Annotated in this window: 28 protein-coding genes; 6 read left to right on the top strand and 22 right to left on the bottom strand. The window is 35.9% G+C overall.

Going from position 1 to position 25,832, the window contains the following annotated elements; translation table 11 throughout:
* Positions 1 to 65: 65 nt before the first annotated feature.
* From IGL80_RS06165 to IGL80_RS06115, 11 genes are all read right to left on the bottom strand, one after another.
* Positions 66 to 1,097, bottom strand: a complete 1,032-nt coding sequence (locus IGL80_RS06165; protein WP_002391269.1) for a M23 family metallopeptidase — start codon at positions 1,095 to 1,097, stop codon at positions 66 to 68.
* Positions 1,098 to 1,529: 432 nt separating this feature from the next.
* Complete coding sequence (locus IGL80_RS06160) at positions 1,530 to 1,838, bottom strand: hypothetical protein (RefSeq protein WP_085366445.1); 309 nt, start codon at positions 1,836 to 1,838, stop codon at positions 1,530 to 1,532.
* 64 nt (positions 1,839 to 1,902) lie between these two features.
* Complete coding sequence (locus IGL80_RS06155; RefSeq protein ID WP_002371963.1) at positions 1,903 to 2,085, bottom strand: hypothetical protein; 183 nt, start codon at positions 2,083 to 2,085, stop codon at positions 1,903 to 1,905.
* A gap of 287 nt (positions 2,086 to 2,372) precedes the next feature.
* The gene (locus IGL80_RS06150) at positions 2,373 to 3,869 is read right to left on the bottom strand and encodes a C47 family peptidase (RefSeq protein WP_002371964.1); all 1,497 of its coding nucleotides are present in this window, start codon (positions 3,867 to 3,869) and stop codon (positions 2,373 to 2,375) included.
* 17 nt (positions 3,870 to 3,886) lie between these two features.
* Complete coding sequence (locus tag IGL80_RS06145; RefSeq protein WP_002371966.1) at positions 3,887 to 4,525, bottom strand: C47 family peptidase; 639 nt, start codon at positions 4,523 to 4,525, stop codon at positions 3,887 to 3,889.
* Between the two features lie 651 nt (positions 4,526 to 5,176).
* Positions 5,177 to 5,869, bottom strand: coding sequence for a hypothetical protein (locus IGL80_RS06140; protein ID WP_002391270.1), 693 nt, complete (start codon positions 5,867 to 5,869; stop codon positions 5,177 to 5,179).
* A 106-nt stretch (positions 5,870 to 5,975) separates the two neighbouring features.
* Positions 5,976 to 6,143, bottom strand: a complete 168-nt coding sequence (locus tag IGL80_RS06135; RefSeq protein ID WP_016622362.1) for a hypothetical protein — start codon at positions 6,141 to 6,143, stop codon at positions 5,976 to 5,978.
* 836 nt (positions 6,144 to 6,979) lie between these two features.
* Positions 6,980 to 7,327: a 50S ribosomal protein L19 gene (gene rplS, locus IGL80_RS06130; RefSeq protein ID WP_002357176.1), complete on the bottom strand. Its 348-nt coding sequence runs from the start codon at positions 7,325 to 7,327 to the stop codon at positions 6,980 to 6,982.
* A gap of 143 nt (positions 7,328 to 7,470) precedes the next feature.
* The gene (gene trmD, locus IGL80_RS06125) at positions 7,471 to 8,211 is read right to left on the bottom strand and encodes a tRNA (guanosine(37)-N1)-methyltransferase TrmD (RefSeq protein ID WP_002381776.1); all 741 of its coding nucleotides are present in this window, start codon (positions 8,209 to 8,211) and stop codon (positions 7,471 to 7,473) included.
* Positions 8,201 to 8,725: a ribosome maturation factor RimM gene (gene rimM, locus IGL80_RS06120; protein ID WP_002360070.1), complete on the bottom strand. Its 525-nt coding sequence runs from the start codon at positions 8,723 to 8,725 to the stop codon at positions 8,201 to 8,203. The genes trmD and rimM overlap by 11 nt, the downstream gene beginning before the upstream one ends.
* Positions 8,726 to 8,832: 107 nt before the next feature.
* Entirely contained in the window at positions 8,833 to 10,194 is a 1,362-nt protein-coding gene (locus IGL80_RS06115; RefSeq protein WP_002360069.1) for an Nramp family divalent metal transporter, read from the bottom strand.
* 196 nt (positions 10,195 to 10,390) lie between these two features.
* Between IGL80_RS06115 and IGL80_RS06110 the strand changes: the two genes are divergently transcribed.
* From IGL80_RS06110 to IGL80_RS06100, 3 genes are all read left to right on the top strand, one after another.
* On the top strand, positions 10,391 to 10,765 hold the full coding sequence (locus IGL80_RS06110; RefSeq protein WP_002381774.1) for a VOC family protein: 375 nt from the start codon (positions 10,391 to 10,393) through the stop codon (positions 10,763 to 10,765).
* A 230-nt stretch (positions 10,766 to 10,995) separates the two neighbouring features.
* The gene (locus tag IGL80_RS06105) at positions 10,996 to 11,595 is read left to right on the top strand and encodes a TVP38/TMEM64 family protein (RefSeq protein ID WP_002357169.1); all 600 of its coding nucleotides are present in this window, start codon (positions 10,996 to 10,998) and stop codon (positions 11,593 to 11,595) included.
* Between the two features lie 100 nt (positions 11,596 to 11,695).
* Positions 11,696 to 13,498 carry a glycerophosphoryl diester phosphodiesterase membrane domain-containing protein gene (locus IGL80_RS06100; RefSeq protein ID WP_002364138.1) on the top strand — a complete coding sequence of 601 codons (1,803 nt, stop codon included), beginning with the start codon at positions 11,696 to 11,698 and terminating at the stop codon, positions 13,496 to 13,498.
* 45 nt (positions 13,499 to 13,543) lie between these two features.
* Here the strand turns inward: IGL80_RS06100 and IGL80_RS06095 are convergent, their stop codons facing one another.
* From IGL80_RS06095 to IGL80_RS06075, 5 genes are all read right to left on the bottom strand, one after another.
* Complete coding sequence (locus IGL80_RS06095) at positions 13,544 to 14,230, bottom strand: Bax inhibitor-1/YccA family protein (protein ID WP_002360066.1); 687 nt, start codon at positions 14,228 to 14,230, stop codon at positions 13,544 to 13,546.
* Positions 14,223 to 14,708: a MaoC/PaaZ C-terminal domain-containing protein gene (locus IGL80_RS06090; protein ID WP_002357164.1), complete on the bottom strand. Its 486-nt coding sequence runs from the start codon at positions 14,706 to 14,708 to the stop codon at positions 14,223 to 14,225. Before IGL80_RS06090 ends, IGL80_RS06095 begins: the two co-directional genes overlap by 8 nt.
* Positions 14,709 to 14,905: 197 nt before the next feature.
* Positions 14,906 to 16,243 (bottom strand): UDP-N-acetylmuramate--L-alanine ligase, encoded by a 1,338-nt coding sequence (murC, locus tag IGL80_RS06085; RefSeq protein ID WP_002360065.1) that lies wholly within the window; start codon positions 16,241 to 16,243, stop codon positions 14,906 to 14,908.
* 154 nt (positions 16,244 to 16,397) lie between these two features.
* The gene (locus IGL80_RS06080; RefSeq protein WP_002360064.1) at positions 16,398 to 17,351 is read right to left on the bottom strand and encodes a hypothetical protein; all 954 of its coding nucleotides are present in this window, start codon (positions 17,349 to 17,351) and stop codon (positions 16,398 to 16,400) included.
* A gap of 117 nt (positions 17,352 to 17,468) precedes the next feature.
* Complete coding sequence (locus tag IGL80_RS06075) at positions 17,469 to 18,428, bottom strand: aromatic acid exporter family protein (RefSeq protein ID WP_002360063.1); 960 nt, start codon at positions 18,426 to 18,428, stop codon at positions 17,469 to 17,471.
* Positions 18,429 to 18,530: 102 nt separating this feature from the next.
* On the opposite strand from IGL80_RS06075, the gene IGL80_RS06070 reads away from it, so the two are divergent.
* Complete coding sequence (locus IGL80_RS06070; RefSeq protein ID WP_002365791.1) at positions 18,531 to 19,142, top strand: FUSC family protein; 612 nt, start codon at positions 18,531 to 18,533, stop codon at positions 19,140 to 19,142.
* 40 nt (positions 19,143 to 19,182) lie between these two features.
* Here IGL80_RS06070 and IGL80_RS06065 read toward each other — a convergent pair whose 3' ends face one another.
* Entirely contained in the window at positions 19,183 to 20,064 is an 882-nt protein-coding gene (locus IGL80_RS06065) for an ROK family protein (protein ID WP_002360061.1), read from the bottom strand.
* A gap of 2 nt (positions 20,065 to 20,066) precedes the next feature.
* Positions 20,067 to 20,369, bottom strand: a complete 303-nt coding sequence (yidD, locus tag IGL80_RS06060; protein ID WP_002357157.1) for a membrane protein insertion efficiency factor YidD — start codon at positions 20,367 to 20,369, stop codon at positions 20,067 to 20,069.
* Positions 20,370 to 20,546: 177 nt separating this feature from the next.
* On the opposite strand from yidD, the gene IGL80_RS06055 reads away from it, so the two are divergent.
* The gene (locus IGL80_RS06055; RefSeq protein WP_002357156.1) at positions 20,547 to 20,699 is read left to right on the top strand and encodes an SPJ_0845 family protein; all 153 of its coding nucleotides are present in this window, start codon (positions 20,547 to 20,549) and stop codon (positions 20,697 to 20,699) included.
* Between the two features lie 16 nt (positions 20,700 to 20,715).
* Here IGL80_RS06055 and yihA read toward each other — a convergent pair whose 3' ends face one another.
* Together yihA and clpX are read right to left on the bottom strand one after the other, a co-directional pair.
* The gene (yihA, locus tag IGL80_RS06050; RefSeq protein ID WP_002357155.1) at positions 20,716 to 21,297 is read right to left on the bottom strand and encodes a ribosome biogenesis GTP-binding protein YihA/YsxC; all 582 of its coding nucleotides are present in this window, start codon (positions 21,295 to 21,297) and stop codon (positions 20,716 to 20,718) included.
* A gap of 97 nt (positions 21,298 to 21,394) precedes the next feature.
* Positions 21,395 to 22,648, bottom strand: coding sequence for an ATP-dependent Clp protease ATP-binding subunit ClpX (gene clpX, locus IGL80_RS06045; RefSeq protein ID WP_002357154.1), 1,254 nt, complete (start codon positions 22,646 to 22,648; stop codon positions 21,395 to 21,397).
* 191 nt (positions 22,649 to 22,839) lie between these two features.
* Between clpX and IGL80_RS06040 the strand changes: the two genes are divergently transcribed.
* A complete protein-coding gene (locus tag IGL80_RS06040) occupies positions 22,840 to 23,868 on the top strand; it encodes a lactonase family protein (protein ID WP_002357153.1) in 1,029 nt (342 codons plus the stop codon).
* Between the two features lie 90 nt (positions 23,869 to 23,958).
* On the opposite strand, the gene IGL80_RS06035 is transcribed toward IGL80_RS06040, so the two are convergent.
* Together IGL80_RS06035 and dcuC are read right to left on the bottom strand one after the other, a co-directional pair.
* On the bottom strand, positions 23,959 to 24,435 hold the full coding sequence (locus tag IGL80_RS06035; protein ID WP_002360059.1) for a GNAT family N-acetyltransferase: 477 nt from the start codon (positions 24,433 to 24,435) through the stop codon (positions 23,959 to 23,961).
* A gap of 11 nt (positions 24,436 to 24,446) precedes the next feature.
* Complete coding sequence (dcuC, locus tag IGL80_RS06030) at positions 24,447 to 25,820, bottom strand: C4-dicarboxylate transporter DcuC (protein WP_002360057.1); 1,374 nt, start codon at positions 25,818 to 25,820, stop codon at positions 24,447 to 24,449.
* Positions 25,821 to 25,832: the final 12 nt, after the last annotated feature.

Here is a 25,832-nt window from a genome sequence, read left to right as displayed (position 1 = left end):
CTATTTATACTCGTTCACCTCTTTAAAATTTATTAAATGCATAATCCTACTGTCATTTTCTAAATTTAAAATGGATTTGACTGTGAAATACCTATTTGCAAGCGATCCAACGGTTCTCCAAAGATTCCTGCATAACTGTCTAGTCCAGGAATAGAACCATTATCTGCACTTACTTTTAACCAGCCTGATCGTTTCGTAGTTTGTGAACGATAGTAAGCCTGTGATAATTTTTCTCCCTTAGGAGTTATATAGTTTAGCTGAACACCATCAATTGCTTGTCCAGGCATACCTGCCGCTCCATTTACTGTATCGCTCTTATCCCCTTTACTTACCCAAGGCAACCATCCGCTTTGAGCCGTGTGAACACGATATTTCATTTGCCCTTTATCTACCTTTATATAAAGCATATCATGTTGACGATTAGGGTAACCTGCGAAACCATCATTGGTATTGTTAAAGTTGGTTACTTCTGGTAACCATGAACCTCCGAGGACCCGCAATCCGTAACGAACATTTGTTGTGAAATTTTTTGGTCCTGGATTTGGAGGCGTAGGCGTAGATCCTCCTTGAAGTATAGGAATTGGGTTAAACCAAGTGCCATCATCTTTATTCCAAGAAGAATGAGCAGAACGCCATTCTTTTTTTGTCATTCCTAAATGTAAATGACTAGAAGTAAACTTTCCTATCAGCTGTCCTTTTTTAACAGTTTGTCCAGTGCTAACTTTAATATCTCCAACATTTCGGCTAAATTCTTGATAAATCACATTTGTGTTTCCCGCTTGTAGTACAATAAATGCACCTAATGAGCCTCCACCTACAGGATCCCAACCAGCATATAAAATTTTACCATCATGCACAGCATACACACTGCCATTTCCATAAATAGCAGAACCAAAGTCAAACCCATCATGGAAATAAGTACCTCCTCGGTTAAATGCAGTGTTCCCGAATTGTTGTCCTTCTTCATATCTTCCCGCATATGGTTTGCCCAGTGGCCACGACCACTCATTAGAAGCTGCGTTGACAGAATAAGAAGAAAACGCCAAAGAAACAACGATAGATAATACCCCTAGAATAGAAAGTAAAATATTTTTCATAGAAACCCCTCCTAATTAATATTTATTACAAGACTAACGTACTGCGACACACGATTTACAGAGTATCCCCCAATGTTATTGGATTTTAGTCAATTGATCTGATTTTATAGTTAGGCACCAACTTAATGATTCTTTTAAACAAAAAATTTGATTTAACAGTATTTTTAACTAGTACAACAGGTACTTCTAGAACTAATTCATCTAATGCTTCATGAGATAGATTAATAACAACCAGAACCTTAATTGTGATTTATTTTTTTATTTTACTAACATAAAGTCCTATTACAAAAATAATGGTTCCTACAACAGAAATCGCAAAAGAATTTAATAGTACTTTTTGAAAGGCTTCTCCTTTAATTAAAAACCAAATACAAGAGCTTAGTAATATTACAAAGAACGAATATAACACTAAAACCACATCTTTATTTTTCATTAAAACCACATACACCTTCCAAAACTCCAAATTAGTGACGCTGCTGCTGCCGCAGGCAAAAGACCTTTAAAAGCATACTTTGCTACCAACTTAGCTACTTCTGCGGCTGCTTTTCTTTGTAGAAGACCTACAATACCACCACTAAGTAGACCTTGTATAGCAGAAACTCCTAAAGTATCTTGGATGGCTGTGATAGCACATTGCTTGGCATCTGCACGTTTAAATCGCGTTTGTTGAATATCTTCTTTTACTTGATTTTCAAGTTTAGTTAACTCAGCCGCATGACCATATTTAGCAATATAAAACATTGAAATTTAAAGATTCGACGTTACCTAAATCATCATAGATTACTGCATTATCAAAAATGGAATTTCAATCGTTTTCAAATTCTCTAGAGAATTTTTCTTGTTCAACAGTATTCAATGGCTGTCTTTCTAAATTTTCATTCGTAGCAGCATAAACACTTGCACCAGCACTAGCAAATATACTCAATGCCATAAGTAACGTCATTGCCAAACAGAAGAACTTTGATTTTTTAGAAAAAGTAATTTCCATGTTTAAGTCCCTACTTTCTTTTTTTGTTGGTTACAATTATAGCGATATTAAAGATAGTTTGCTATCAAAATCCCTATTTAACGTTTATCCCATCTTAAAAGAACGCAAACTTCTTAGAATTGTGTTTTCTTTTGTTCTTCGCCAGTTCCTTTTAAACATTAAACTGAATTAAATATATAATAGAGACAGTTACTTAGGGGAGAACCATTACTAAAATTTTTCTTACTGATTTTTATTATCTAAAAACACACTCTTTTGAAATTGAGAATTACTTCTGACATGCATGACTACCGAATGTCTTGTTCTAATACCCATTTGTTAATTCCTGAAAGAAAATAGGCTAATTTTGAATTAGAGCGTCTAAAAGGTTTCACTTTTAGAGCGGTATATTGTTTATTTCTTACATTAGTTGGAATTGCTTCTCCAGTTTGATATTGACTAGCTTTTGATAATAAAGTTACTTTTTTATTAAGCAGTGGCGTAGGAAACTCTTTTACATCCTGCTCTAATACCCACTTATTTATCCCCTCTAAATAATAAGCTACCTTAGAACTCGATTGTGAAATGCTTTTTACATCCTTGATAATGTACTCTTTATTTCTTAAATCAGTAGGAATTTTTTCTCCAGTTTGATAGTAAGTAGCTCTTGATAATAAAGTAGCAATTTTACCTTTCATTGCATAATTTATTGGTTCTTTTCTAAAATTAATACCAGAATACTTCCATGAATAAACATTATCATTTAATTTCCAGTTACTCATATCTTTTTGATTAGTTAACATCACTTTTTGCCACCAAGGATTCCAAAAGTAGTAATAAGAATCTAACGTATTATTTTTGGCTATAATATAACCGATGACAGTAACTCCATGTGATTTTGCAGGATTATAATTCTGAGTAACGTTGTCTAAATGAACATACACTGGAGCCTTTTTATCAATTTGTGTTTGAACTTCCGCTGGTGTCAATCGACTATTTTTTATATCCAAAGTATAACCATATTCCTTTTGCATAGTTTGAACGGTATGTGCAAAAGGTTTACTTGTAATATACTTCCCATCTACTAATTCTGCTTCTGAGGCAGTACGAAAAGCTTTTTTGATGAGCGTTTTTGCATTGGTTATGGCTTTCCCTTCAATCGAATTAATCATTGTAGATAACGTATAAAATGCACACCATGGTTCTAATCCTTGCGTTTCTGTAATCATCCAATTAGGGATAATATTTCGATTATACTCTGGAACCGTATCATCAGGTACAGAACGTTTCTTTCTATTAAAGTTGTCTACCGATTGCTTAATATCAACTGCTTGTTCACGAGTTGGTTCTTCTGCAGACAGAAGTTGGTGGCTCTCGCTATCAAGGTTCAAAGAAAAGCTGGTACCTTCTGCTGTAGGTGTTAGTCTATTTAACAGCTCAACAAACTGACTAGAAATCGTTAGCGATGGCGTATTGTTCATTAAAGAAACTTCTAATAAATCATGAATAAGCCCAGATTCTTTATCGATAATAGGAAAATAGGCTGTTTGAGTATCTGTTTCATTAGTTAAAGTAAATGGCTGCCCCAAATAAAAATCATCTGTACTTAAAGGTTCTGTATTTTCCACTACAGACAAGTTCTCAAAATAAAATTGCCAATCTTGCTGTGCATACATCCTCAATTCTGAAGGTACTTCTTTTGTTTGAATGAACAGTGGAGTATTATCACCATCCATTGCTGAAGCATTAATTCCAAACAAAAGGCTTGTTAAAAACAAGCCTATCCCTAAAATGTATTTTTTCACGGTCCTTTCAACCTCTCTTACTTAAGAATAATCATACCTATAAAGGTATAATCTTTTTGCGGTGTATTATTCACTGAAAAATCCGTAACAGTTAACTTATTTTTATTCGTCAACGTAGTCAGGCTAGAAGGATAGATATAGTTCGACATCCAGATACTTGTACTCATAAATGGTTCTTTAATATTTTCACCATCTGGAGCAACGTATACGTATCCATGCGCTACAGCTAATAAATAAGGTTCCATCCAATCGGTTTTGTTTGGTTTATAACATAGTAATACTGGATGATCTTTATCAAGCTCACTCTTCACTTGGTTGAAATTAAGTTCATTCTTCGTTGCATCAAGCCATTCCATATTTACCCCAATAGAAGTGGCATAGCGAATGCAATCTTTAATAGACACAGAAGCATTATTAAATTCTTTGTCTGTCTTTTTTGGATATACAAATTTTAGTATCGTTTTTGCTGTAATATCTTTTCTATTTGTTTTAAAGTTCAACACTTTAGCAAAAGAATGCTCTATTCCTTGTAAATCATAATGTTGATCATTCGTTTCGAAATTAGCCAAACTCTTCATTTCAGGAGCAGCGTTTACCACATAACCTGATCCCACAAAAAGGATTACTAGTAAAATGGTAGAGATAACTTTCTTCATTTAATTCACCTAACAATTCATTTTAAATTTTGAAATACCAACATAAGAAAGTACAACTAGTAAAAATCCAGCCAACACAACTAAAATAGAGGACATATTTATACGCCAATTTCCACTAATGTTATAAGAATTCAGCAGCCCATAGGTTCCTAGTACGACACTTACTAAACCTAATAGAAAAATTATCCCAAAAAAAGTGTACACTAACATTCTTAATTTTCTTGAAGAACTACTTGTTTCTCTTGTTTTAAATAAAGTGTATATAATCAAAAACGCAAGAATAATAGAAATTAGTTGAACCATCAATATGTCTCCTTCTTACTAATTAAGTCTAGTATCATACATCTTCATGGAAAATATTTTTTTTATCCATATAACCTTTGTAAGAGATTGCAAATAAAAATATGGATATCAAGATAATTTTAAAATTTTTAAACTCGTCAAAAACAAAGTAAGCATAAAGAAAAGATATACCACCTAAAAAAATACAAGCAATAGAAATATTAAACGAAAATTTAACAAATAAGTAGAATTTATTCTTTATTTTTTCATTCAAAATCCCTATAGTAGCGATAAAAACTGAGACTATAAAGATTATTAGGATTAACCCTATTACAAGGTACATCTTTTTCAATCCTTTCGTAAACTCTATTAAGTTAATTCAATGTAGCCATTATTGGGTATTTTGTCAATAGAATCTAATAATTTTGCAGCCTGCTTTCCAGGACTTAGAATCGCACTAATAATTAATCCAACTGCTTTATCTTGTAAATAGTTTTTCGCGCCTTTTATTCCTAGCTTCTCGCTTTCTTTAATAATTACTGGAATCATTTCTTTCTTTACAAATTTCTTTGCACCTTCTTGACCCAATGCTTTAACCATTGCAGACACTGACCCAAAACCTCCGATAATTAATACAACATTAAGCGCAGTATCTAAAACTGTTCCTAAGACGTCAACAGAAATCAAACCATGTCCAGCATTTCTAGGTTGTATTATAAAACCTTGCATAGCGTTTGATAGATATTGTTTATATTGCTCTCTAGACATCCCATTTGTACTTCCATTTTGTAAAGCAATATCATATTGTAGATCTAAAACTTTGTTATATAATTCTAATTGAACAGGAGTCATATTTTCTTTATTGAATTCGGTTTCAAATAGAGAAACTCCTTTGTATTGATTGGCTAGCGCCTCCATCCGTTGCTCTAACTCTTTTGTTGTAGAATTTACTTGTACATAGTTACTCTCTTCATTTGCGTATACTGTAGCCCCTGTTGTTAATATCGGTGATAATCCTAATAACATTGCAACCCCAGTAGTAATACATATTCTCTTTTTCAATATTATACCTCCTATTAGTAGTTTTCTTCTACTAAAAAAGTATATATTCATCAACTATTTACCGTCACTCAAATTCCTTAAATACACTATATTTCTCCCTATATCGTTAATAATCTGGGAACTTTCCTTTTTTTTTGCATTCACTTGTATCTTCTTGAATCATCTTATTCTTTATAATTGAATCAATAGCTGTTTTTCTCGGAAAGCCACACAAGACTTCTTCTAACGCAAGTTCCATTTTCGCTTTTTTTGATTCTTTCTTTTTTACTTTCATGGTACAGTTTCTTTAATTGATTTTTTTCGATTCTATGTCAAGAATTCGAACAAAAAAACGTGAAACGGAACCATTCTTTTTCAAAACTAAATCTTTCGCTTTTAATGAAGCAGTTTGTGAACGTATTTGTTCTTTCTCGATAAATGAACGTGCGATGTCAATAAGCTCTTCATCTGAATGGTGATTCCATTGATAATGTTGATTTTCTTTCCTATCAATTTTTCTTAATAAGTTATTCCAAGAGCCATATCTTTGAATAATAAACCAGACACTGGGAACTTCTTTGGGAAACTCGTTTAATTTTTCTTGATATTGACTACATGTTTTTATGCTATTTTCTTCGATAAATTGACTAATTTTAAGAAGTAATTAAAGCTCGTTCATATTTTCCAGAATGCCCCTTCTATCTACTTTTTCATAATGTACCTCTAAATAACTATTTGGAACAGTGTGACACAATCCCTTTTTCGTAAAAGGTAATTGTTTTGGTATTTTCTCAAAAGCCCGCTCTTTTTTGCAAGCCTTGGCTCAAAACTGCAAAATTCGGTCAACATTTTGATATTTTTCGGATGACTTCTGCCGTCAATTTTTCTCTGCTATTTGACACTCTTTTGACCACCTTAATCATCAAATTGAGAAAAGCTAGGACAATTTGAGGAAATTTTTGAATCATTGTCCAAAATTTTGATCTTGAGAAAAGCAAAAAGTCCTTGTTAGACAAGGACTTTTCACACTTATGCGACTTCAAAAAAAGTCAATGTTGATTTTCTGCTTAATTACACACAAAAACACCCTCTTGCTCAGCAAGAGGGTGTTCGTTTGTCGAATAGTAAAGATTAACGACGGATTTCTTTGATACGAGCTGCTTTTCCGTGTAATGCGCGTAAGTAGTAAAGTTTTGCACGACGTACTTTACCGTAGCGAACCACTTCAATTTGAGCAACACGTGGTGTGTGTAATGGGAATGTACGTTCCACACCAACACCATTTGAAACTTTACGTACTGTGTAAGTTTCGCTGATTCCAGCACCACGGCGTTTAATTACAACACCTTCGAATAACTGGATACGTTCACGAGTACCTTCGACTACTTTCGCATGAACGCGAACAGTGTCACCAGGGCGGAACGCAGGAATATCCGTACGTAATTGTTCTTGTGTTAATTCTTGAATTAATGGATTCATTTTATCCTTCTCCTTATTCCCAAATATTCTTATGGTCACTTCTGCCACAGCGGAATATTGTAATAGTTAGAGCGCATTGCACTCACCAAATTAGTTTACCACAGACAAAATAAGCTGTAAAGAGAATTTTCTTGAAAGTTCCCTTATTTTTGCTCTTCTTGTTTAATTTCCTCTAATAACTTCAACATTTCAGGCGTCATTTCTACTGATTCCAACATGTCAGGTCGACGCAAAAAGGTCCGTCGTAATGATTCTTTTAGTTGCCATTCTGCAATTAATTTATGGTTACCATTCGTTAGCACGGCAGGGACTTCCATATCGTTGAAAATAGCAGGTCTGGTATATTGTGGATGCTCTAATAGGCCAGTGGAATGTGAATCCGTTTGTGCAGAAAGATTGTTACCTAAGACATCAGGTAATAAACGGACTGTCGCATCAATCATGACCATTGCGCCTAATTCGCCCCCTGTTAAAACGTAATCCCCCAATGAAACTTCATCTGTAACCATCGTGCGAATTCGCTCATCATAGCCTTCATAATGTCCACAAATAAAAACTAAATGTTCTTCTTGTGAAAATTCCTCGGCCATTTTCTGATTAAACGGTTTTCCTGCTGGATCTAATAAGATGACCCGTTTTGGTTGCTGGTTTGTCTCTTCTTCAATTGCCTTTAGGTTATCATAGATCGGTTGTACTTTTAAAAGCATCCCCGCGCCACCGCCATACGGATAATCATCGACCGTTTGGTGTTTGTTATCTGAAAAATCGCGAAAATTAGAGACATTCAATTCTAATAACTGCTTTTCCCGAGCTTTCCCAATAATTGATTCCCCCATTGGTCCTTCAAACATTCTAGGAAAAAGAGTTAATACATCAATTCTCATCGTCAATCAATCCTTCTGGAATGTCCACATCAATCCGTTGATTTTCGACGTCGACTTTTGTAACAACGCCTTCAATATACGGTAAAAGTAAATCTTTTTTCTTTGGTCGTTGGACGACCCACACATCATTCGCACCAGGAGATAAAATTTCTTTAATTTTTCCCAGTTCACTACCGGTTTCATCATAAACAGTGGCACCAATGATTTGGTGATAATAAAATTCGTCCTCTGCCAATTCAGCGAGATTGTCTTTTGCAACCTTTAAAATACCGTCACGATATTTTTCAACATCGTTGATATTTGGATGTCCTTCAAAGCTTAAAATGTCAAAATTCTTATGCTTGCGGTGGGACTTCACGACCAATTCAATTGGTGCTTTTTTCTCTTGAAATAGCAGTAACGTTGCCCCTTTTTGATAACGTTCTTCTGGAAAATCCGTTTTCGAAATGACCCGAACTTCTCCTTTGATTCCTTGTGTGTTCACAATTTTTCCTACATTTAAATAATCTGTCACGTGAAAGCCTCTCTTCCTTGTATTTCATCTTTCCTATTCTACCATTTCTTACGCGCAAATTCTATGAAAAAACAAAGGCCAACTTTTCTAGTCAGCCTTTGTTTTTATTAATTCGTTAAACCAGTTAATGTGCCATAAATTAAAAATAAATTCAATAACGTCAAGGCAATAGCAATAATCCAAGCTAAAAATTTCACCCACGCTGGATTCGCAAATTGGCCCATTAATTTTTTATCACTTGTATACATCGTTAAAGGAATAATCGACACTGGCAAAGCAATACTTAGGAAAACTTGCGTATAAAGCAACAAGTCTTCAACAGCCGTTTCGCTACCGCCATAAATAATGACACAGATAATGACTGGCACAATTGCTAACAAACGAGTTAACACTCGTCGTGCCCACAACGGCATTTTTAAATGGATGAAGCCTTCCATTACAATTTGTCCTGACAGCGTACCTGTAATCGTTGAATTTTGACCCGAAGCCAGTAAAGCAATTGCAAAAAGAATACTTAACACTGGGCTAGCAATATTACCAACAATATCTGGATTTTTCAGAGCATCAAATAAATCAACAAATTTACCTAATTCACTGTTGGTTCCATAAAATAATGCTCCTCCTAAAATTAACAACAAACAATTTACGACAAAAGCGACAGTTAATTGAATATTTGAATCCCAAGTAGTGAAACGAATTGCTTTGGCTTTCTCAGCATCATCGTTACGATCAAATTTCCGAGCTTGCGCAATGGAAGAATGCAAATATAAGTTATGAGGCATGACTGTCGCTCCAACGATTCCCAAGGCTAAAAATAACATGGATTTATCTGTCGCTATTTTTGTGTCTGGAATAAAACCTCGTAATACTTCACCAACATTTGGATCTGCTAATGCCACTTCATAAGCAAAAACAAAAAAGATAACTGCAATTAAACAAGAAACAATTGCTTCGATTTTGCGAAAGCCTAACTTTGTCAGTAGCAACAGTAATAAAACATCAAACGTTGTTATCAACACACCAATTAATAATGGAAAACCAAATAATAATTGCAAAGCAACGGCACCACCAATTACCTCAGCGATATCTGTTGCCATTATGGCTAACTCCGTCACCACCCACAAGGCAACGCCCGTTCGTTTACTTGTATGCTCTCTAGTCGCTTGGGCTAAATCCATTCCTGTCACGATTCCTAAGCGCGCAGCCATACTTTGTAGTAACATGGCAACTAAACTAGAAAGTAAAATCACACTAAGTAACGTGTACTTATATTCCGCTCCGCCAGCAATTGACGTAATCCAATTTCCTGGATCCATATAACCAACAGCCACTAAAGCGCCAGGTCCGCTATAGGCTAGCAAAGTTCGCCAAAAGCTAGCGTTTTTAGGTACCTCGACGGTATTATTTATCTCTTCTAAACTAGGTCCATTTGCATAATTAAGCATTTTTTCCGTTTTCTTTTCTTTCATCCAACATCCCTCAATCTATCTTGTTCACACATTTCACTTTTAGGTACACCTAAAACTAGTTAACATAATTATAGTCTTCTTATTCTTCGTTGTAAACTGTTACATTCTAATTTTTTAAGCACTTTCGCTATAAATCGTTTGGTTTTTACCAAAAAATCCCTTACACTTATTTTATCATAGATCGGAGGTTATGAGGATGAAGTTAGATATGGTCGGTATTATCGTCAACGATATGACACAAGCACTCTCTTTTTACCAAACGCTAGGTTTTAACGTGCTGGGAGAAGCTTCGCCCGATTACACAGAATTACAAAACAATGGCGTCAGGATTTCTTTAAATTCACTACAAATGATTACTGGTGTCTATGGGTTTGCGCCTAGCCAACAAGGCGATAAAATTGAACTTGCTTTTCTTTGTGAAACGGCCGCAGAAGTTGATAACACCGTGAAAAAAATGAGCCAAGCTGGTTACATTGTTTTTAAAGAACCTTGGAATGCACCTTGGGGCCAACGATACGCAATCATTAAAGACGTGGATGCAAATTTAATTTCACTCTTTGCCCCTCTATAATATTACTAAAAGATGCGCCACTTTCGTTTCTTTTACTCTCTTTCGAAAGATCAGTGCAGAATGGGTCTTAAGTAGGATGTCTTTTCTGTCTCTTTTTTTGTATAATAAACTTATCAAATGATGTGTATCTTACAACTTTGTTCGTTTGCAGAAAGAACAAACGATGTTTTTTATTGATAAAAAGTTATATACTAAAAGTACGATGAGTATAACTAAAGGAGATGAGAAATGTGAGTGTTACCCTATCTAGAAAAATTGTTAATATTATTTCCATTTTGGGCATTGTTGCAACCATAATTGCAACCATCTATTTTATCCGATTAGGTGTCTTCAAGGACATCAATGCACTAAGAGGACTAGTAGGGCAATCTGTCATTCTCGGTCCGATTATTTTCATGTTAATTCAGATTATTCAAGTGGTTATTCCGATTATTCCTGGTGGTGTTAGCTGTGCTGCAGGGGTCTTGATTTTCGGGCCAACAATGGGCTTCGTCTATAATTACGTTGGTATTGCACTTGGCTCTATTATCATTTTCTTATTAGGTCGTAATTATGGGAAACCATTCATTATGAGCCTTGTCAGTGATAAAACATATAACAAGTATATCGGTTGGTTAGACAATGAAAAACGTTTTGAACGATTGTTTGCTTTAGCAATTTTCTTCCCGATTGCACCGGATGATGCGCTTTGTTTAATGGCCGGTTTAACAAAAATGTCTGTGAAAAAATTTACTCTGATTATTTTATTAGCAAAACCTGCTTCTATCTATTTATATAGTCTTGCGTTAATTTATGGCGGTACATTTTTAACTAGCTTACTGGGAATGTAAAATAAATAAAAAAGCGAACGGACTAAATCAAAACTCTGCCTGTGTCAGTTTGATTTAGTCCTTTTATTATGGAATTTTGGTAGAAACTGGGGGACTTTTGATGTTTAGTTATTTTAAAAATAGTATTGTGAATACGCTAGATTTTCTTAAAGGGACAACGGCGTATTTTCGCGATGTGCTCTTGATGCACGGATTTATGTTATTCGTTCTATTGCCTTTATTGACAAGTTTGTCCAAATTGGTACTCAAAGAAGGTGGGATTGATTATATTTCCTACGATAACTTAGGGGCAATTGCTACGCAACATCCCTATGTCCTTTTGACTTTTCTACTAATTGGGCTGTTAATTTTACTGGCGCTCTTTTTTGAATTTACCTTTTTATTGCTTAGTGTCTATTTTATTAAGAAAAAGCAACCAATTACTCTAACGCAATTATTGCACGGCACCTTGCTTCAGATCAAAAAAGTTCGAGGAATTACCTTTCTGTTTTTCCTGGCATATTTCTTTTTGATTTTACCATTAAGTGGGTTAACCTTCCGCTCTTATTTATTAACAAGAGTTAAGATTCCAGCCTTTATCTTAGATTTTATTTTTGCAAATCGCGTCATTATTATTATTGGTTTCGTATTGTTAGAACTGATTATCTTATATTTAGCGATTCGACTTGCTTTTGCCCTTCCAGAGTTGATTTTACGTGATGTTGGTTTTCGTGAGTCTTTAAAACGTAGTTGGCAAATTACAAAGCGGCGCTTTTTCCAGATTTTAGGGCAATTTATTATCATTGGAGGAACTGTTTTAGGGATTTTTACGGCTGGCTATTTCTTGATATTTTTAGGTCAAACCGCAGTCGAAACGTTTAAACCTGAGTGGTCTTTACCTAGCGCTGTCATCGCTATGACACTCCTTCAGGTTATGATGCTCTTAAACTTGGTGTTGTCTAGTGTTGCTATTTTTTACATTATTGTTGATGATATGGAAGATGAAGGGATTTTGCCTGACACGCCAGAATGGTTCACCCCGAAATCAGAGGTTCGGGTAGAATGGACCACCTTCAGAGTCGTTCTTTTTTGTTTGATTGCAATCATCTTCGGAATTGGTGTAGGCACCTATAATACGAATTACCTAAGTCATACACCTGACCGAAAACCGGTTACCATCTCCCATCGTGGTGTCAATGGTAACAATGGCGTTCAAAACACCTTGGACTCTTTAATCGAGACCAATAAGGCAAAACCTGATTATGTTGAAATGGATATTCAAGAAACCAAAGACCATCAATTTATTGTCATGCACGATTTTAATTTACGGGCGTTAACGGGTGTTAATAAACGACCAAATCAATTAACACTTAAAGAATTAACGAACATGAATGTCACAGAAAATGGTCAAACTGCTAAAATGGTTTCTTTCGATGATTATTTAGCCAAAGCCAATCAATTAAAACAACGTTTATTAATTGAAATCAAAACCACGCCTCAAGATAGCCCTGATTTAGTACAGCGCTTTGTCAAACAATACCGTGAAAATATTTTAGAAAACGGCCATATCCTTCATACCTTAACCTATGATACGGCGATGGCCTTAAAGAAAGAAGAACCACGCTTTTATGTAGGCTACGTTATTCCTTTCAACATTGTGGGACCGCCTAAAATGCCAGTTGACTTTTTTACTATGGAATACAGTACAATGAATCGTAACTTTGTAAATGCCGCTCATCATGATGGGAAAAAGGTTTATGCTTGGACAGCAAATGATGAAGATGTTATGACACGAATGATTTTTTATGGCGTTGATGGCATCATTACCGATCAGCTCAGTCTACTGAATGAAACAATGAAAACTGATTTAGAAAATCCAACATACTCCGATAAACTGTTGAATTTCGCTATTGGAATGGGTTAAAAAAAGAGCCAATCTGCTGAGCAGATTGGCTCTTTTACGTTCATGTTAGTTGTTTTTACCAAAAATTCTTAAGAAAGCTAAGAATAAGTTGATGAAGTCAAGGTATAATTGTAATGCGAAGAAAACGGCCATCCCAGTACCTGCTTGATCACCTGTTTGCGCATAGACTTGGCGTATACGTTGGTTATCATAAGCAGTAATCCCTGAGAAAATTAGGACCATTAAAATGGAAATAAAGAATTCTACAGCATTACTGTGTAAAAGGAACATATTTAGCAACATCGCAATGATAATTCCGATTAAGGCACTATAAGCGGCATGACCAACTGCTGATAGGTCTTTCTTCGTAAAGACACCTACTAATGACATCGCGCCAAAGGTAGCTGCTGCACTTAAAAATGCGCCGGCCACTGTTCCACCAGTATACATTAATAACGTCACGGATAAAGTGACACCATTTAATAATGCATACGCAACAAATCCTGCAATCGCAATGGTTGGATTCTTCTGTGCTTTTGCGCCTAGATATAAAACTAAGCCAATTTCAACAAGCCAAATCATCCAAAAAGCTAAGCTTGATTTGAATAAAGTAGCTAGAACAGGTAAAAAGACAGTCGTCATTGCATAAGCCATGATTGCGCTAATACCAATTCCTAACGCTAAAAATCCGTAAATTTTGGCATAAAATTTATTCAAACCTGTGCCAGTTTGGATATACTCTTGATTATTCATAAGTTAAAGTCCCTTCTTTCTCTGTTAGTTCATCAATCGTCACTTGGGGTGGTTGAACCATCACCACTGCATCTAACACGCGATTTTCTTGCTCATTAACAGCCTCAACTGAAATGGTAATCACATCTTTCATTTTGTCGACTTTGATTACTTCTAATTGGAAAGTCAATGTTTCGTAATGAAAAACGGGTTCCACAAAGTTCACAGAGAAATTCACAACATGTGAACCTGGTCCTGGTAAATGTTTTGAAATCGCACTAGTGATAATTCCCATCAGCATAATTGATGGTACGATTGGTTTTTCATATTCTGTTTTTTGGGCATAATCATGTTGGATATATAAAGGATTCGCATCATTGGTCAAGCCCAAGTAAAGTAATAAGTCCTTGTCTTCAATTGACTCTGTCAAGGACAACGAATCTCCCTCTTCGATATCTTCGATGGTTTTGCCTAATTTTCTCGGTTTTCCGATATTCAAATTAGTACACCTCCGTTATTGATAAGATAATTGTACCAAAATGTACTTAAAAGGCAAGCTAAAAAGTAGTCCTTAAAGGATGTTTAAACAAAACCAACTTATCTGCCATGCTAGATTTTAAAAACAAACAACGGAACAGGAGCAGCTTCTTATTTTTTGAAGCCAGATACCCCTGTCCCGATTTTGTTTATGTTCTCTTATAAAACGTTTCTAGTTGTGTTACTTAGTAATGTTTCGTAGGCTTGTTCAAATTTCTGAACGTCGCCAGCACCCATAAAGACCACCACTGCATTTTCAAAATCTAGTAAAGGCGACACATTATCTTCGGTAATTACTTGTCCACCTTTTTGAATTTTTTCGCCTAAATCTTCAATGCGTACCTCGCCTTGTGTTTCACGCGCAGAGCCAAAAATATTACATAAGAATACTTCATCTGCCAAATCCAGTGCTTCAGCAAATTCATCCATTAAGGCAATTGTTCGTGTAAATGTATGTGGCTGGAAGACAGCAATAATTTCTTTGTCAGGATATTTTTGGCGGGCGCCATCAATCGTTGCTTTAATTTCAGCTGGATGGTGCGCATAATCATCAACAATAATCATGTCACTGACTTTTTTCTCGCTAAAACGACGTTTTACACCTTTAAAACTTAGCATTTCTTCTGCGACTTTTTGCATATCAAGTTTTTCAAAATAAGCCACAGCAATCACACCTAGCGCATTCATGATATTGTGATGGCCAAATGCTGGTAAGACAAAATGACCTACAAAATCAGCCTTGTGATAAACATCAAAAGATGAGCCTTCCGTTGTTCGTTGAATATTTCGGGCTTGGATATCATCCTCTTCGCTGACGCCATAATAATAAACTGGCACTTCTGATTCTAACTGGCGAAGATACTTATCATCACCATAAGCAAAAATTCCTTTTTTGACTTGATGAGCCATTGTTTGGAACGCTGAAAAAACGTCCTCAATGCTCTTATAGTAATCTGGATGATCAAAATCGATATTCGTCATAATCGCATAATCTGGTGAATAAGCCAAGAAATGACGGCGATATTCACACGCTTCAAATGCAAAGAAATCAGCATCTGGTTCGCCGTGGCCAGTGCCATCCCCTATTAAATAACTAGTTGGATTGATACCACTTAATACATGTGCTAGCAAACCAGTCGTACTTGTTTTCCCATGTGACCCTGTTACAGCAATGCTTGTGTACGGTTCGATAAAACGAGCAATGAAATCGTGGTAACGAATTACTTCTGCGCCTAATTCGATGGCGCGGGCGATTTCCTCATGGGTATCTGGAAAAGCATTTCCAGCAATAACAATCATGTCTTTATCAATATTATCTGCATTAAATGGTAAAATAGGGACACCTGATTTTTCAAGATCCCGTTGTGTAAAGAAATACTCTTCTACGTCTGATCCTTGAACGTTGTAGCCTTTTTGGTGTAAGACCAACGCTAATGAGCTCATGCCAGAACCTTTAATTCCGACAAAATGGTATAATTTGTTCTCTTGATTTCCCATTATAATCCTCTTCTCTGTCACTATATAAAACATACCTTTTTTAAAAAAATTTCAATCATACGAGATTCATTATCGTATAAAACAAAAAAATAATCAACTATTAAAACAGAATAAAAAACTTACATGTTTCAAATCCACATGCAAGTTTCATCTCTTAACTAAAATATTTACTGTTTTCTAATACAGAACTTGAATCTTCTAGCATCCCACTTAATGGTTTATCCAAGATGCCCTTTTTCTTCTCTTCTGTCACAGGTGCTTCCGGCTCCACTTGAGCATTCGCTTTAGCTAATTTTTTCCCATAAGCAGTTTGACTTTTAGCATTTTTCTTTGCGGCATTCAAACGGGAACGCGAACGTAAATCCAACGCATCTTCGCCAAAACGTTCTAAGTCTGGTTTGATTTGTTGATATTGTCGTCTAGTTAAAGGAATCTCAGGTTCTGAGGTTGGAATATTAAACTTCCGCACCGTTGGATCTTCTTCCGTATCTTTCACTTGAAAAGCCGTTGGTTCATCATCAAGAATGACATATGAACGCCGATCTTTTTTCATTGCTTTTAGCAACTCTTCTTCAGTAAAACTAGGTTCCTGTTCCTCAGGAATCACAGAAGCCGGGATATATTTAGGAACAAAATAAGAAGGTGTCGTTTTCTGCACTAATGGTGATGCGGCAGGTCTACTTGGTTTCGCTACGACTTCTTTTTTTTTATACGTTTGTGTCCAGCCATTTCCTTTTGGCGTCCCAAAAAGGCTATTATTTTTTTTCGTTGCTTGTTTATTTTTCGTTGCTTTACTAGCATGTTTTGTGTAGTCTGGCAAATTAGAACGATGACGTGCTAATTGCTCTTGTTGTGCTGCCGTTAATTGTTGTGTTTGTTTATTTGTAGTTGATTGATTCGTTGTTGGTTGTTGGACGGATGGTGTGCTTTGTCTAGTATCTTCGGCAGATGTTGCAGTTCTTCTGCTACCAGACATTGCTTTACCAATCAGATCATCTTGAAATAAGTTACGTTCATTATCTGTTGGTAATTTTACGCCCTGTTCATCATCATACGCTGGAAAACGGAAATGTTTTCTCTTCACTTGAGCATTATCCATTGCGGTCATTCCTTTTATTTTTCTTTCTCATTAGTTTAACACATTCTCAATGAATACTAAAGAACTTGCCTGAATTTTTAAGAGAACAAAAAAAGAAACCTCCGTTTAAAAAGGTTTCTTTTTTGTTTATTTATCTAGTTGTAATTTGGCAAAGTCCGCTTTGACTTGAATGAATGACTGAAACAATTGTAAAAACTGAAAGAGTCGCGCCCGATTTTCAAATTCACTTCTTGTTTGCGGCAATGGTTTTGTGCGATAGGTTTCATAAACGGTCTTAATTCGATTCATAATTTCTTGTCCATCATTATTCTCTGCAAATGTTTCTGCCGTATATTCCAATAATTGTTGAATATAGCGAACTTGTTGCGCATCAACAGTAATATCTTCTAATAATTCCAACATGTTTTTTAGAATATTACTTTGCATTTTTCTCATCGCAAAGTACTCTAAATAGTACGTATTGGTAGACAGCAATTGATTCTCGGCATGATTTTTGGCCCACGTCTCGCCTGTGCGAATAAAGGTTTTTAAATCTGCACAATGCATGACCAAATTTCGCTCTCCTGCAGCGTTGTTTAAATGTAGCGCCATTTCCCTTAAAATTTTACGAAACATTGTTTCAATGACTTCTTGGTCTTCTCTTAAACGTTTTTCTGTATCAGGCATATAAGAATTAGCTAATAACGCTAGTCCCACACCAATACTCATTAATAAAAATTCATTTCCAATAATCGCCCAAGAAAGATTTTTTTCGACTAAATAATGAGTTACCAAAACGGAACTCACAACAATCCCATCAGATAATTGAAAATACACAGCTGCTGGAATAAATAATAACAAAAAAATACCAAAAGCAATCGCTGTAAAACCTAAAAAAGTAAAACAAATATACGCTAAAATAGTTGCTAAAGCTAAGGATAACAAACGATAAATTCCTGTCATGACAGATGTTTTTTTCGTGCTAGTAACACTTAAAACCGAAATAATCCCTGCCGAAGGGGCATAAAGTAATCCCAGTTTTTCCGCAATAATCATTGCTAATGCAGCGCTAATGGCTGTCTTGACTGTTCGTAAACCAATTTTCATGCATACTCCCCTTAAAAAATAATAATTCTTCACTTTTCTCTAGTAATTTTACCTCTATTTCGGTTATCATTAAAGAGAAAAGTTATTTAGGAGCGAATATTTATGATAGTGGGTCGATTTCGTTTAGGCATGCGAACGTTAAAAACAGCAATTGCTGTCATGCTGTGTATTCTTTTATTTCAATTTTTCCATCGTGGCTCACCTATGATTGCCTGTTTAGCAGCTGTTTTTTCATTAAGACAAGATTTAAATACTAGTTTGTCTTTTGGAAAATCGCGCATTATTGGAAACACATTGGGTGGCTTTTTAGCTTTGCTTTATGTATTAGCACAAGATTATTTTCCTAATCAACACTTAGTAGAATTACTGCTACTACCACTTTTAGTCATTATCGTCATCGTTGTTTCTGATGGGATTAATAACAATGCTGGAATCATTTCTGCAACTGCGACACTTTTAATGATTTCTTTAAGTATTCCGCAAAGCGATTCCTTTCAATATGCAATGGAACGTGTGTTGGATACATTCATTGGGACCTTTATAGCGATTGGTTTAAACGTCTTTTTACAACCTAAGCCAGCAGAAGAAGCCCATGAAATTTCTGAAGATTTAGCTGAATTAGAAAAGAAAGAAAAAGAACTAGAAGCTTTACGCCAACAAGTTCAAGCGCGGATTGCTGCAGAAGAAAACACTGACGACAAGGCAAATAAATAAAGAAACAGCCGATTGAAGAGAATAACAATCGGCTGTTTCTTTATAGTTCCCAATTCGTTTTTGCTTGAAAGTTGGCGGCTGCACCAATCAAGTTGGCATCATTTTGATAATGGCAGGTCACGATTTCTGGAACAAAATCTTTTAATTCAAAGGTCTGTAAATGCGTTAGCATCCGGCGATTAATCTCTGCTAATAAGCCTTCTTTAGCAGAAACACCGCCTCCAAGTACAATCATTTCAGGATCATAAGAAAACTGTAAGCCGAATAATCCTTGTGTTAAATAATCATAAAAATTATTGACTTCTTCGCGAGCAATCTCATCTCCTCGTTGTGCCAATTCAAAAACTTCTTCTCCTGTCACCGCCTGTTTTTCGACTCCAATTCGTTCACAATAGCGCTGAGCCATTTTGACAGCTGTGCCAATTTCACTGAATGTTTGGCCATTACTTAAAAAGTTCAGTCCAAACTCGCCTCCATATAAATGAGCGCCTTTGTACAATTCACCATTGCGAAAAATCGCTCCGCCAATTCCTGTCCCAATAACGACAAAAAGCACTTCTTTTTTCCCTTTCGCCGCGCCTTCATATATCTCAGCTAAACCAGCACAATTCGCATCATTTTCGATAGTCACTGGTAAGCCAAACAACGCTTCTAATTCTTCATAAATGTTAAAATGATGAATATATGGAATGGCGGAAATCCCTAAAATCTGTTGACTTTTTTCGTCAACTACTCCAGGTGAACTAAAAGCAACACCACTAATCGACTCATTTCTTTTGTCTGCATAAACCGAATATAAATGCGCTTTCATTTCTTCCCAAGAGCCAGGTGTTGGAAAGCTCCCTTGATTTGTTAATTCTTTGCCTGTCCAAACGCCGTATTTCACGGAAGAACCGCCAAGATCAAATGCTAAAATTGCCATATTTATCCATCCTTTTCTACTTCTGTTTTCTTATTTCTTCGATACGTATACGGTCCATGATAGGTCTCATCAGGATTTTTCGTCAAGCGAAATTTCAACGGAACATAGTCAATGCCGCCTTTAACAAAAGGATGACATCGTAAAATCCGTGCTACCCCCATCGTTGTTCCTTTGACACTTCCATGTGTATGAATTGCATCAATCATATATTGTGAACACGTTGGGTAATAGCGACAACGTGCAGGCAATCCTGGAGAAATAAATCGTTGATAAAAACGAACACCGCCGATTAACGGATTTTTCATAAAGTGCCTTCTTTCTAACTAATTCTTACTAAAGAATAGCTTGTTTTTTCATGTTTGGCAAGTCCTAGTTACGAGAAATTACACTAGACCCAACTATGACGAATTCTTACATTTCTGTTGCTATCCAAATGAAAAAAAACGTGCTACACTATAAAAAAAGGAATGGAGGCTTAGTAAATGGGATTAAAATTTGAACGTTCCAATGACTTAGATAAACTCTTCGATTCTTTCGCCGTTGATCCATTAAAGAAAGAAGTACCTCTTGAAGAACTGGCAAAACAACGACAAGAAGTAAAAAAAGAAGAAGCAAAAAAACAAGCAAAAGAGTAATTTTGCTTGTTTTTTTCTATAGAAATTTTTCAATTGCTGTCCAAGCTGCTTCTTTTCCTTCTTTTGTTTCAGAAGAGAAAATAATAAAGTCATCTTGTTTATCAAAATTCAAGGCTTTTTTGATGACACTCTCGTGTTTGTTCCATTTGCCCCGCGGAATTTTGTCTGCCTTAGTTGCCACAATAATAACTGGCAAATCATAGTATTTCAAAAATTCATACATTTGGATATCATCTTGGGTCGGCGGATGACGTAAATCAATTAAAGAAACGACTGCACGTAATTGCTCACGTTGCGTGATATACGTTTCAATCATTTTTCCCCACTTCGCACGTTCTGTTTTAGAAACTTTGGCATAACCATAGCCAGGAACATCCACAAAGTGTAAGGCATCCTCAATTAAATAAAAGTTTAGCGTTTGCGTTTTACCAGGTTTACCTGAAGTTCTTGCTAAATTTTTACGATTAATCAAGGTATTAATAAAAGATGATTTCCCAACGTTCGAGCGTCCAGCTAAAGCAATCTCCGGTAACTGAGATTCAGGATATTGTTTAGGGGATACCGCACTAATCACGATTTCTGCATTATGTACGTTCATTGTTTTCCTCCGTTCTTCTGTTCAGTCTTTCATTCAAAAGCTTAACAAAAACAGCTCTTTCGGAGATCCGCCGAAAGAGCTGTTTTCAGCTTCAATCTTATACAGCTTCTTTATCTTTTTTGTTATAAATAATTGTTGGTTTACCGGTACCTTCAGCGGCCATTTTAGTAATGATAACTTTTTCAATGCTTTCATCTGAAGGAACATCAAACATTACGTCCATCATAATTTCTTCAATGATTGAACGAAGTCCCCGTGCGCCAGTATTACGTTCAATGGCTTTGGCTGCGATGGCTTTTAATGCTTCTGGTTCAAATTCTAATTTAGTGTCATCAAGAGACAATAATTTTTGATATTGTTTCACCAAGGCATTCTTCGGTTCTGTTAAAATTCGAACCAAATCATCATTCGTTAATTTATCAAGCGCAGCCATTACAGGTAAGCGTCCAATAAATTCTGGAATTAAACCAAATTTCAATAAATCTTCTGGAATAATATGTTGCATGATGCTTTCTTCTTCATTTAAAGCAGAATTAGTTTTACCAAAACCAATAGTTTTTTCGCCTAAGCGGTTTTTAACAATGGTTTCAATTCCATCAAATGCTCCACCAACGATGAAGAGAACATTCGTTGTGTCAATTTGGATAAATTCTTGATGTGGATGTTTGCGGCCCCCTTGTGGTGGTACACTTGCAACTGTTCCTTCAAGAATTTTTAGTAAGGCTTGTTGAACACCCTCACCTGAAACATCTCGAGTAATCGAAACATTTTCACTCTTACGGGCAATTTTATCAATCTCATCAATATAGATAATGCCCTTTTCCGCACGTTCAACATTATAGTCAGCAGATTGTAGTAATTTTAAAAGGATATTTTCAACATCTTCCCCTACATAACCTGCTTCTGTTAAACTGGTCGCATCAGCGATTGCAAAAGGTACATTTAATGTTTTTGCTAACGTTTGAGCCAAGAAAGTTTTACCTGAACCTGTTGGTCCAATTAAACAAATGTTACTTTTTTGCAATTCAACGTCATCTTGAGTTGCAGCTGTTTCTGATTGATTCACACGTTTATAGTGATTGTAAACAGCAACAGAAAGTGTGCGTTTTGCACGTTCTTGTCCAATAACATATTCATTTAAAACATTTAAAATTTCTTGGGGTTTTGGCACATCCGTTAATTCTCGGACTGCTTCATCATAAAATTCTTCATCAATAATCTCTTTACATAGATCAATACATTCATTACAAATATAGACACCCGGACCAGCAACAATTTTTTTTACTTCTTCTTGTGTTTTCCCACAAAATGAACAACGAACGGTCCCGTTATTATCCGTATTGTCGTACATGTTCGTCACCCCTCTAAAAATCAAAAAATGACTGTCATCACAGTCTCTCATCATAATAGCACAAACCACTTTAAAATGCGAACATCTCAGATAGAAAGTTTTATTGTTCTTAGACTTCTTATGGTATACTACATTATATAAAAGCACTTTCATAAAAAGTGATTGTGTTGAAACAAATTGGAGGAATTGTGATGTTAGAACAAATTTTACTAGGTACCTATACTCGAAGAGCCAGCCAAGGCATTTATAAAATTGCATTAGATACGACACAAGGTCGTTTAACAGAAGCGACACTTTTGTTAGAAGAAACGAGTCCTACCTATCTTGCTCTGAGTCAAAAGGGCGAACTTTTTAGCGTCACTAGTGTTGACGGTGAAGGTGGCACTGCCGCTTATCAACCAGAAATGGACCATTTTAACTTATTGAATAAAGTAACTGAGGAAGGTGCGCCGCCATGTTATGTAGCTGTTGACGAAAACCGACAACTTGTCTATGCAGCAAATTATCACCAAGGTATCGTTCACGTGTATCGTATCTTAGAAGATGGTTCTTTGGAAGATGCTGACAAAGTGATTCATACAGAGCCAACTGGTCCTCATGAAAACCAAAACAATGCCCATGTTCATTACACAGATTTGACGCCTGATCAACGCTTAGTCGTCTGTGATCTAGGAACCGATCGTGTGTATACGTATAATGTTAGCTTAGATGGAAAGCTTTCTGAAATCGCTCAATTCGTGACTGAGCCAGGGACTGGTCCACGTCATTTAGTGTTCCATCCAACAAAATCATTGGCTTATTTATTTGGTGAATTAGATAGCACTGTTTCAGTTCTTTCATATGATGAAACAGATGGTTCTTTCACTGAATTACAAAAAGTTTCTACTTTACCTGCTGATTATGATGCGTTTAATGGTGGTGCTGCGATTCGTATTTCTTCTGATGGCCGTTTCCTTTATGCTTCAAACCGTGGCCATAACTCAATTGCTGTCTATGCTGTTTCAGAAAATGGCGAAGCGATTGAACGAATTCAATTAATTTCAACAGAAGGCGATATTCCGAGAGATTTTGATTTAGATCCTTCTGAAGATTTCATCGTTGTCGCTAATCAAGACTCTGATAACTTAACACTTTATCGTCGGAACCAAGAAACAGGCTTATTAGAAATGATTCAAAAAGATGTTGCTGTTCCCGAATGTGTTTGTGTTTTATTTGTATAATTAAGTTGACTATTTCCTTGGAAAATAACAGGAGTCAGATGCTAATTAATGTTTGCATCTGACTCCTGTTTTCTTATTTTAAACGATGGATTAGTTCTCCAATTCTTTAACGTATAAATAAAAAGAGCCAAAGTCTAAGCGATTCATTTGTAAAGATTCATGAATTTTTGTGAACCCTTTACTTTCGAAAAATCGAATCATTCTATGGTTTGTATGATTAGTTTGAGCATACATTTTACGTCTTCCTTCCCAGACTGCTCGTTTCTCCAATTCATGGAACAACAAACTGCCATAACCCTTGGCAATATAATTAGGCGAAGTTGCAAAGCGCTTTAACCAAACAAAGTCTTGTTCCTGCTCCATACATAACGTTGCCATTGAAAAAATCATTTCTTCGTGCACTAGCAAATATAATCGTTTTTTTGTAATGTCTTCTTGGATATCTCCTTGAGAAGGATAGTCCTTTGTCCACTGTGTAATGCCCACAACATCCATATATGCCTTTACTTCTGTTAAAAATTGAAGAATCATCGGTAACTCTTTCTCATCAGCCACTCTAATTTTCATTGTTTATTCTCTTAATAAGGTAACAATAGAATCGATAAGACAATCACACTAATAATGCCAATGATGGTCGGTACACTCGTCCGTTTTAAAATTCTGATGGGACTAACTCCTACTGTTGATGCGACAATCATGACAACTGCTGCTACAGGAGAAATCGTTCTAGTTAAATTCGCAATCATCTGCATTGGCAAGGAAATTAAAATACCATCAATCCCAGCTTTTTCAGCAATCCCAGGAATTAGTTCGATAACCGCATAAAACATTGCCAGTCCACCACCGCTTAAAATTCCAAAAAGGGTCGTTGCACCGCTGAAAATTAAGGTCGTAACGATTCCTGCTGAACTTGACGCTTCGACAGATGCCATAATACTATCAATAATTCCTAACGTTTGAATCGCAGACGTGAACAATGAACCGCCTACGACAAGCATCACAACTTGACTAAACCCTTGCCCCATTCCTTTAAACATCTCGACAGCTGTATCTTGAACTTTTTTAAAAGATTTCAAGCGAAGCGTCTCAACCAATACAGCAATGAAGAAAGAAATAAATGTAAGAACAAAAATATCCATCGTTATTCCTTTAATAAACATTCCTGCGATTCCCACTCCAACAATTAATAATAGCGGTAATATTGGCAATATTGCATAAAATTTAGGAACATCAAATTCTTTTTGTTTGCTTAAGCCCTCTTCATTTAATGAAACATAGGCAGCCTCACCTTCTTTTTTATCGCAGTATTTTTGCCAGAAGTACTGTGCAACCGCAATGATTAATAACGATGGCAGCGAAATTTTGGCATTCCATACAACATAATTTAACACATCATAACCAAGAGTATTTGCGGCGATTACGTTATCCGCGCCTAAAGGTGTTGGCATGATAGTTGCCGTCATTGCAATCACACCTGCAGCAGTTAATGATGAAATCCCCATGCTGGCTAGCATCGGATATAATATAGACATTAAAATAATCGCTAAGCTTGATGCACTAGGAACTACTAGTGACATTAAATTTCCAATTAAAAAGACCACAGGGACAAATAACGATTTACGTTTAATCTTCATTAATGGTTTCACCAAAAAGTTGACAGCCATCTGATTGGCCCCGATTGCATTCATATAGCCTGAATAACCAAAAAGAATCATAATTACAATTCCTGCTGAACTCACTTGTGCAATAATTGTATCTTTAAACTTCAAGAAAATATCAAATAATCCAAAACCGGTTCCTTCCCCTGCAGGATAAATGGGATGTCCTAGCATCCATGCACATGCAAGTAGAACAAGCGCACCAATAATTAAACTGAGTGCGGGATGATAATTTTTTACAATCAAATAGGCTACAACAACTAAAACGACCAACACCAATAAACTTTCAATCATACTTATCCTCCT

Source organism: Enterococcus sp. DIV2467a (assembly GCF_050532945.1).
In the GTDB taxonomy this organism is placed as follows: domain Bacteria; phylum Bacillota; class Bacilli; order Lactobacillales; family Enterococcaceae; genus Enterococcus; species Enterococcus faecalis.
The sequence above is the reverse complement of the archived record's forward strand: the minus strand, read 5'-3'. Positions and strand labels throughout refer to the sequence as shown.

Coding starts and splice junctions, on each gene's coding strand:
- IGL80_RS06165 (WP_002391269.1), bottom strand. CDS start 1,097: ATGAAAAATATTTTACTTTCTATTCTAGGGGTATTATCTATCGTTGTT.
- IGL80_RS06160 (WP_085366445.1), bottom strand. CDS start 1,838: ATGTTTTATATTGCTAAATATGGTCATGCGGCTGAGTTAACTAAACTT.
- IGL80_RS06155 (WP_002371963.1), bottom strand. CDS start 2,085: ATGGAAATTACTTTTTCTAAAAAATCAAAGTTCTTCTGTTTGGCAATG.
- IGL80_RS06145 (WP_002371966.1), bottom strand. CDS start 4,525: ATGAAGAAAGTTATCTCTACCATTTTACTAGTAATCCTTTTTGTGGGA.
- IGL80_RS06135 (WP_016622362.1), bottom strand. CDS start 6,143: ATGAAAGTAAAAAAGAAAGAATCAAAAAAAGCGAAAATGGAACTTGCG.
- rplS (WP_002357176.1), bottom strand. CDS start 7,327: ATGAATCCATTAATTCAAGAATTAACACAAGAACAATTACGTACGGAT.
- trmD (WP_002381776.1), bottom strand. CDS start 8,211: ATGAGAATTGATGTATTAACTCTTTTTCCTAGAATGTTTGAAGGACCA.
- IGL80_RS06115 (WP_002360069.1), bottom strand. CDS start 10,194: ATGAAAGAAAAGAAAACGGAAAAAATGCTTAATTATGCAAATGGACCT.
- IGL80_RS06110 (WP_002381774.1), top strand. CDS start 10,391: ATGAAGTTAGATATGGTCGGTATTATCGTCAACGATATGACACAAGCA.
- IGL80_RS06100 (WP_002364138.1), top strand. CDS start 11,696: ATGTTTAGTTATTTTAAAAATAGTATTGTGAATACGCTAGATTTTCTT.
- IGL80_RS06095 (WP_002360066.1), bottom strand. CDS start 14,230: ATGAATAATCAAGAGTATATCCAAACTGGCACAGGTTTGAATAAATTT.
- murC (WP_002360065.1), bottom strand. CDS start 16,243: ATGGGAAATCAAGAGAACAAATTATACCATTTTGTCGGAATTAAAGGT.
- IGL80_RS06080 (WP_002360064.1), bottom strand. CDS start 17,351: ATGACCGCAATGGATAATGCTCAAGTGAAGAGAAAACATTTCCGTTTT.
- IGL80_RS06075 (WP_002360063.1), bottom strand. CDS start 18,428: ATGAAAATTGGTTTACGAACAGTCAAGACAGCCATTAGCGCTGCATTA.
- IGL80_RS06070 (WP_002365791.1), top strand. CDS start 18,531: ATGATAGTGGGTCGATTTCGTTTAGGCATGCGAACGTTAAAAACAGCA.
- IGL80_RS06065 (WP_002360061.1), bottom strand. CDS start 20,064: ATGGCAATTTTAGCATTTGATCTTGGCGGTTCTTCCGTGAAATACGGC.
- yidD (WP_002357157.1), bottom strand. CDS start 20,369: ATGAAAAATCCGTTAATCGGCGGTGTTCGTTTTTATCAACGATTTATT.
- IGL80_RS06055 (WP_002357156.1), top strand. CDS start 20,547: ATGGGATTAAAATTTGAACGTTCCAATGACTTAGATAAACTCTTCGAT.
- yihA (WP_002357155.1), bottom strand. CDS start 21,297: ATGAACGTACATAATGCAGAAATCGTGATTAGTGCGGTATCCCCTAAA.
- clpX (WP_002357154.1), bottom strand. CDS start 22,648: ATGTACGACAATACGGATAATAACGGGACCGTTCGTTGTTCATTTTGT.
- IGL80_RS06040 (WP_002357153.1), top strand. CDS start 22,840: ATGTTAGAACAAATTTTACTAGGTACCTATACTCGAAGAGCCAGCCAA.
- IGL80_RS06035 (WP_002360059.1), bottom strand. CDS start 24,435: ATGAAAATTAGAGTGGCTGATGAGAAAGAGTTACCGATGATTCTTCAA.
- dcuC (WP_002360057.1), bottom strand. CDS start 25,820: ATGATTGAAAGTTTATTGGTGTTGGTCGTTTTAGTTGTTGTAGCCTAT.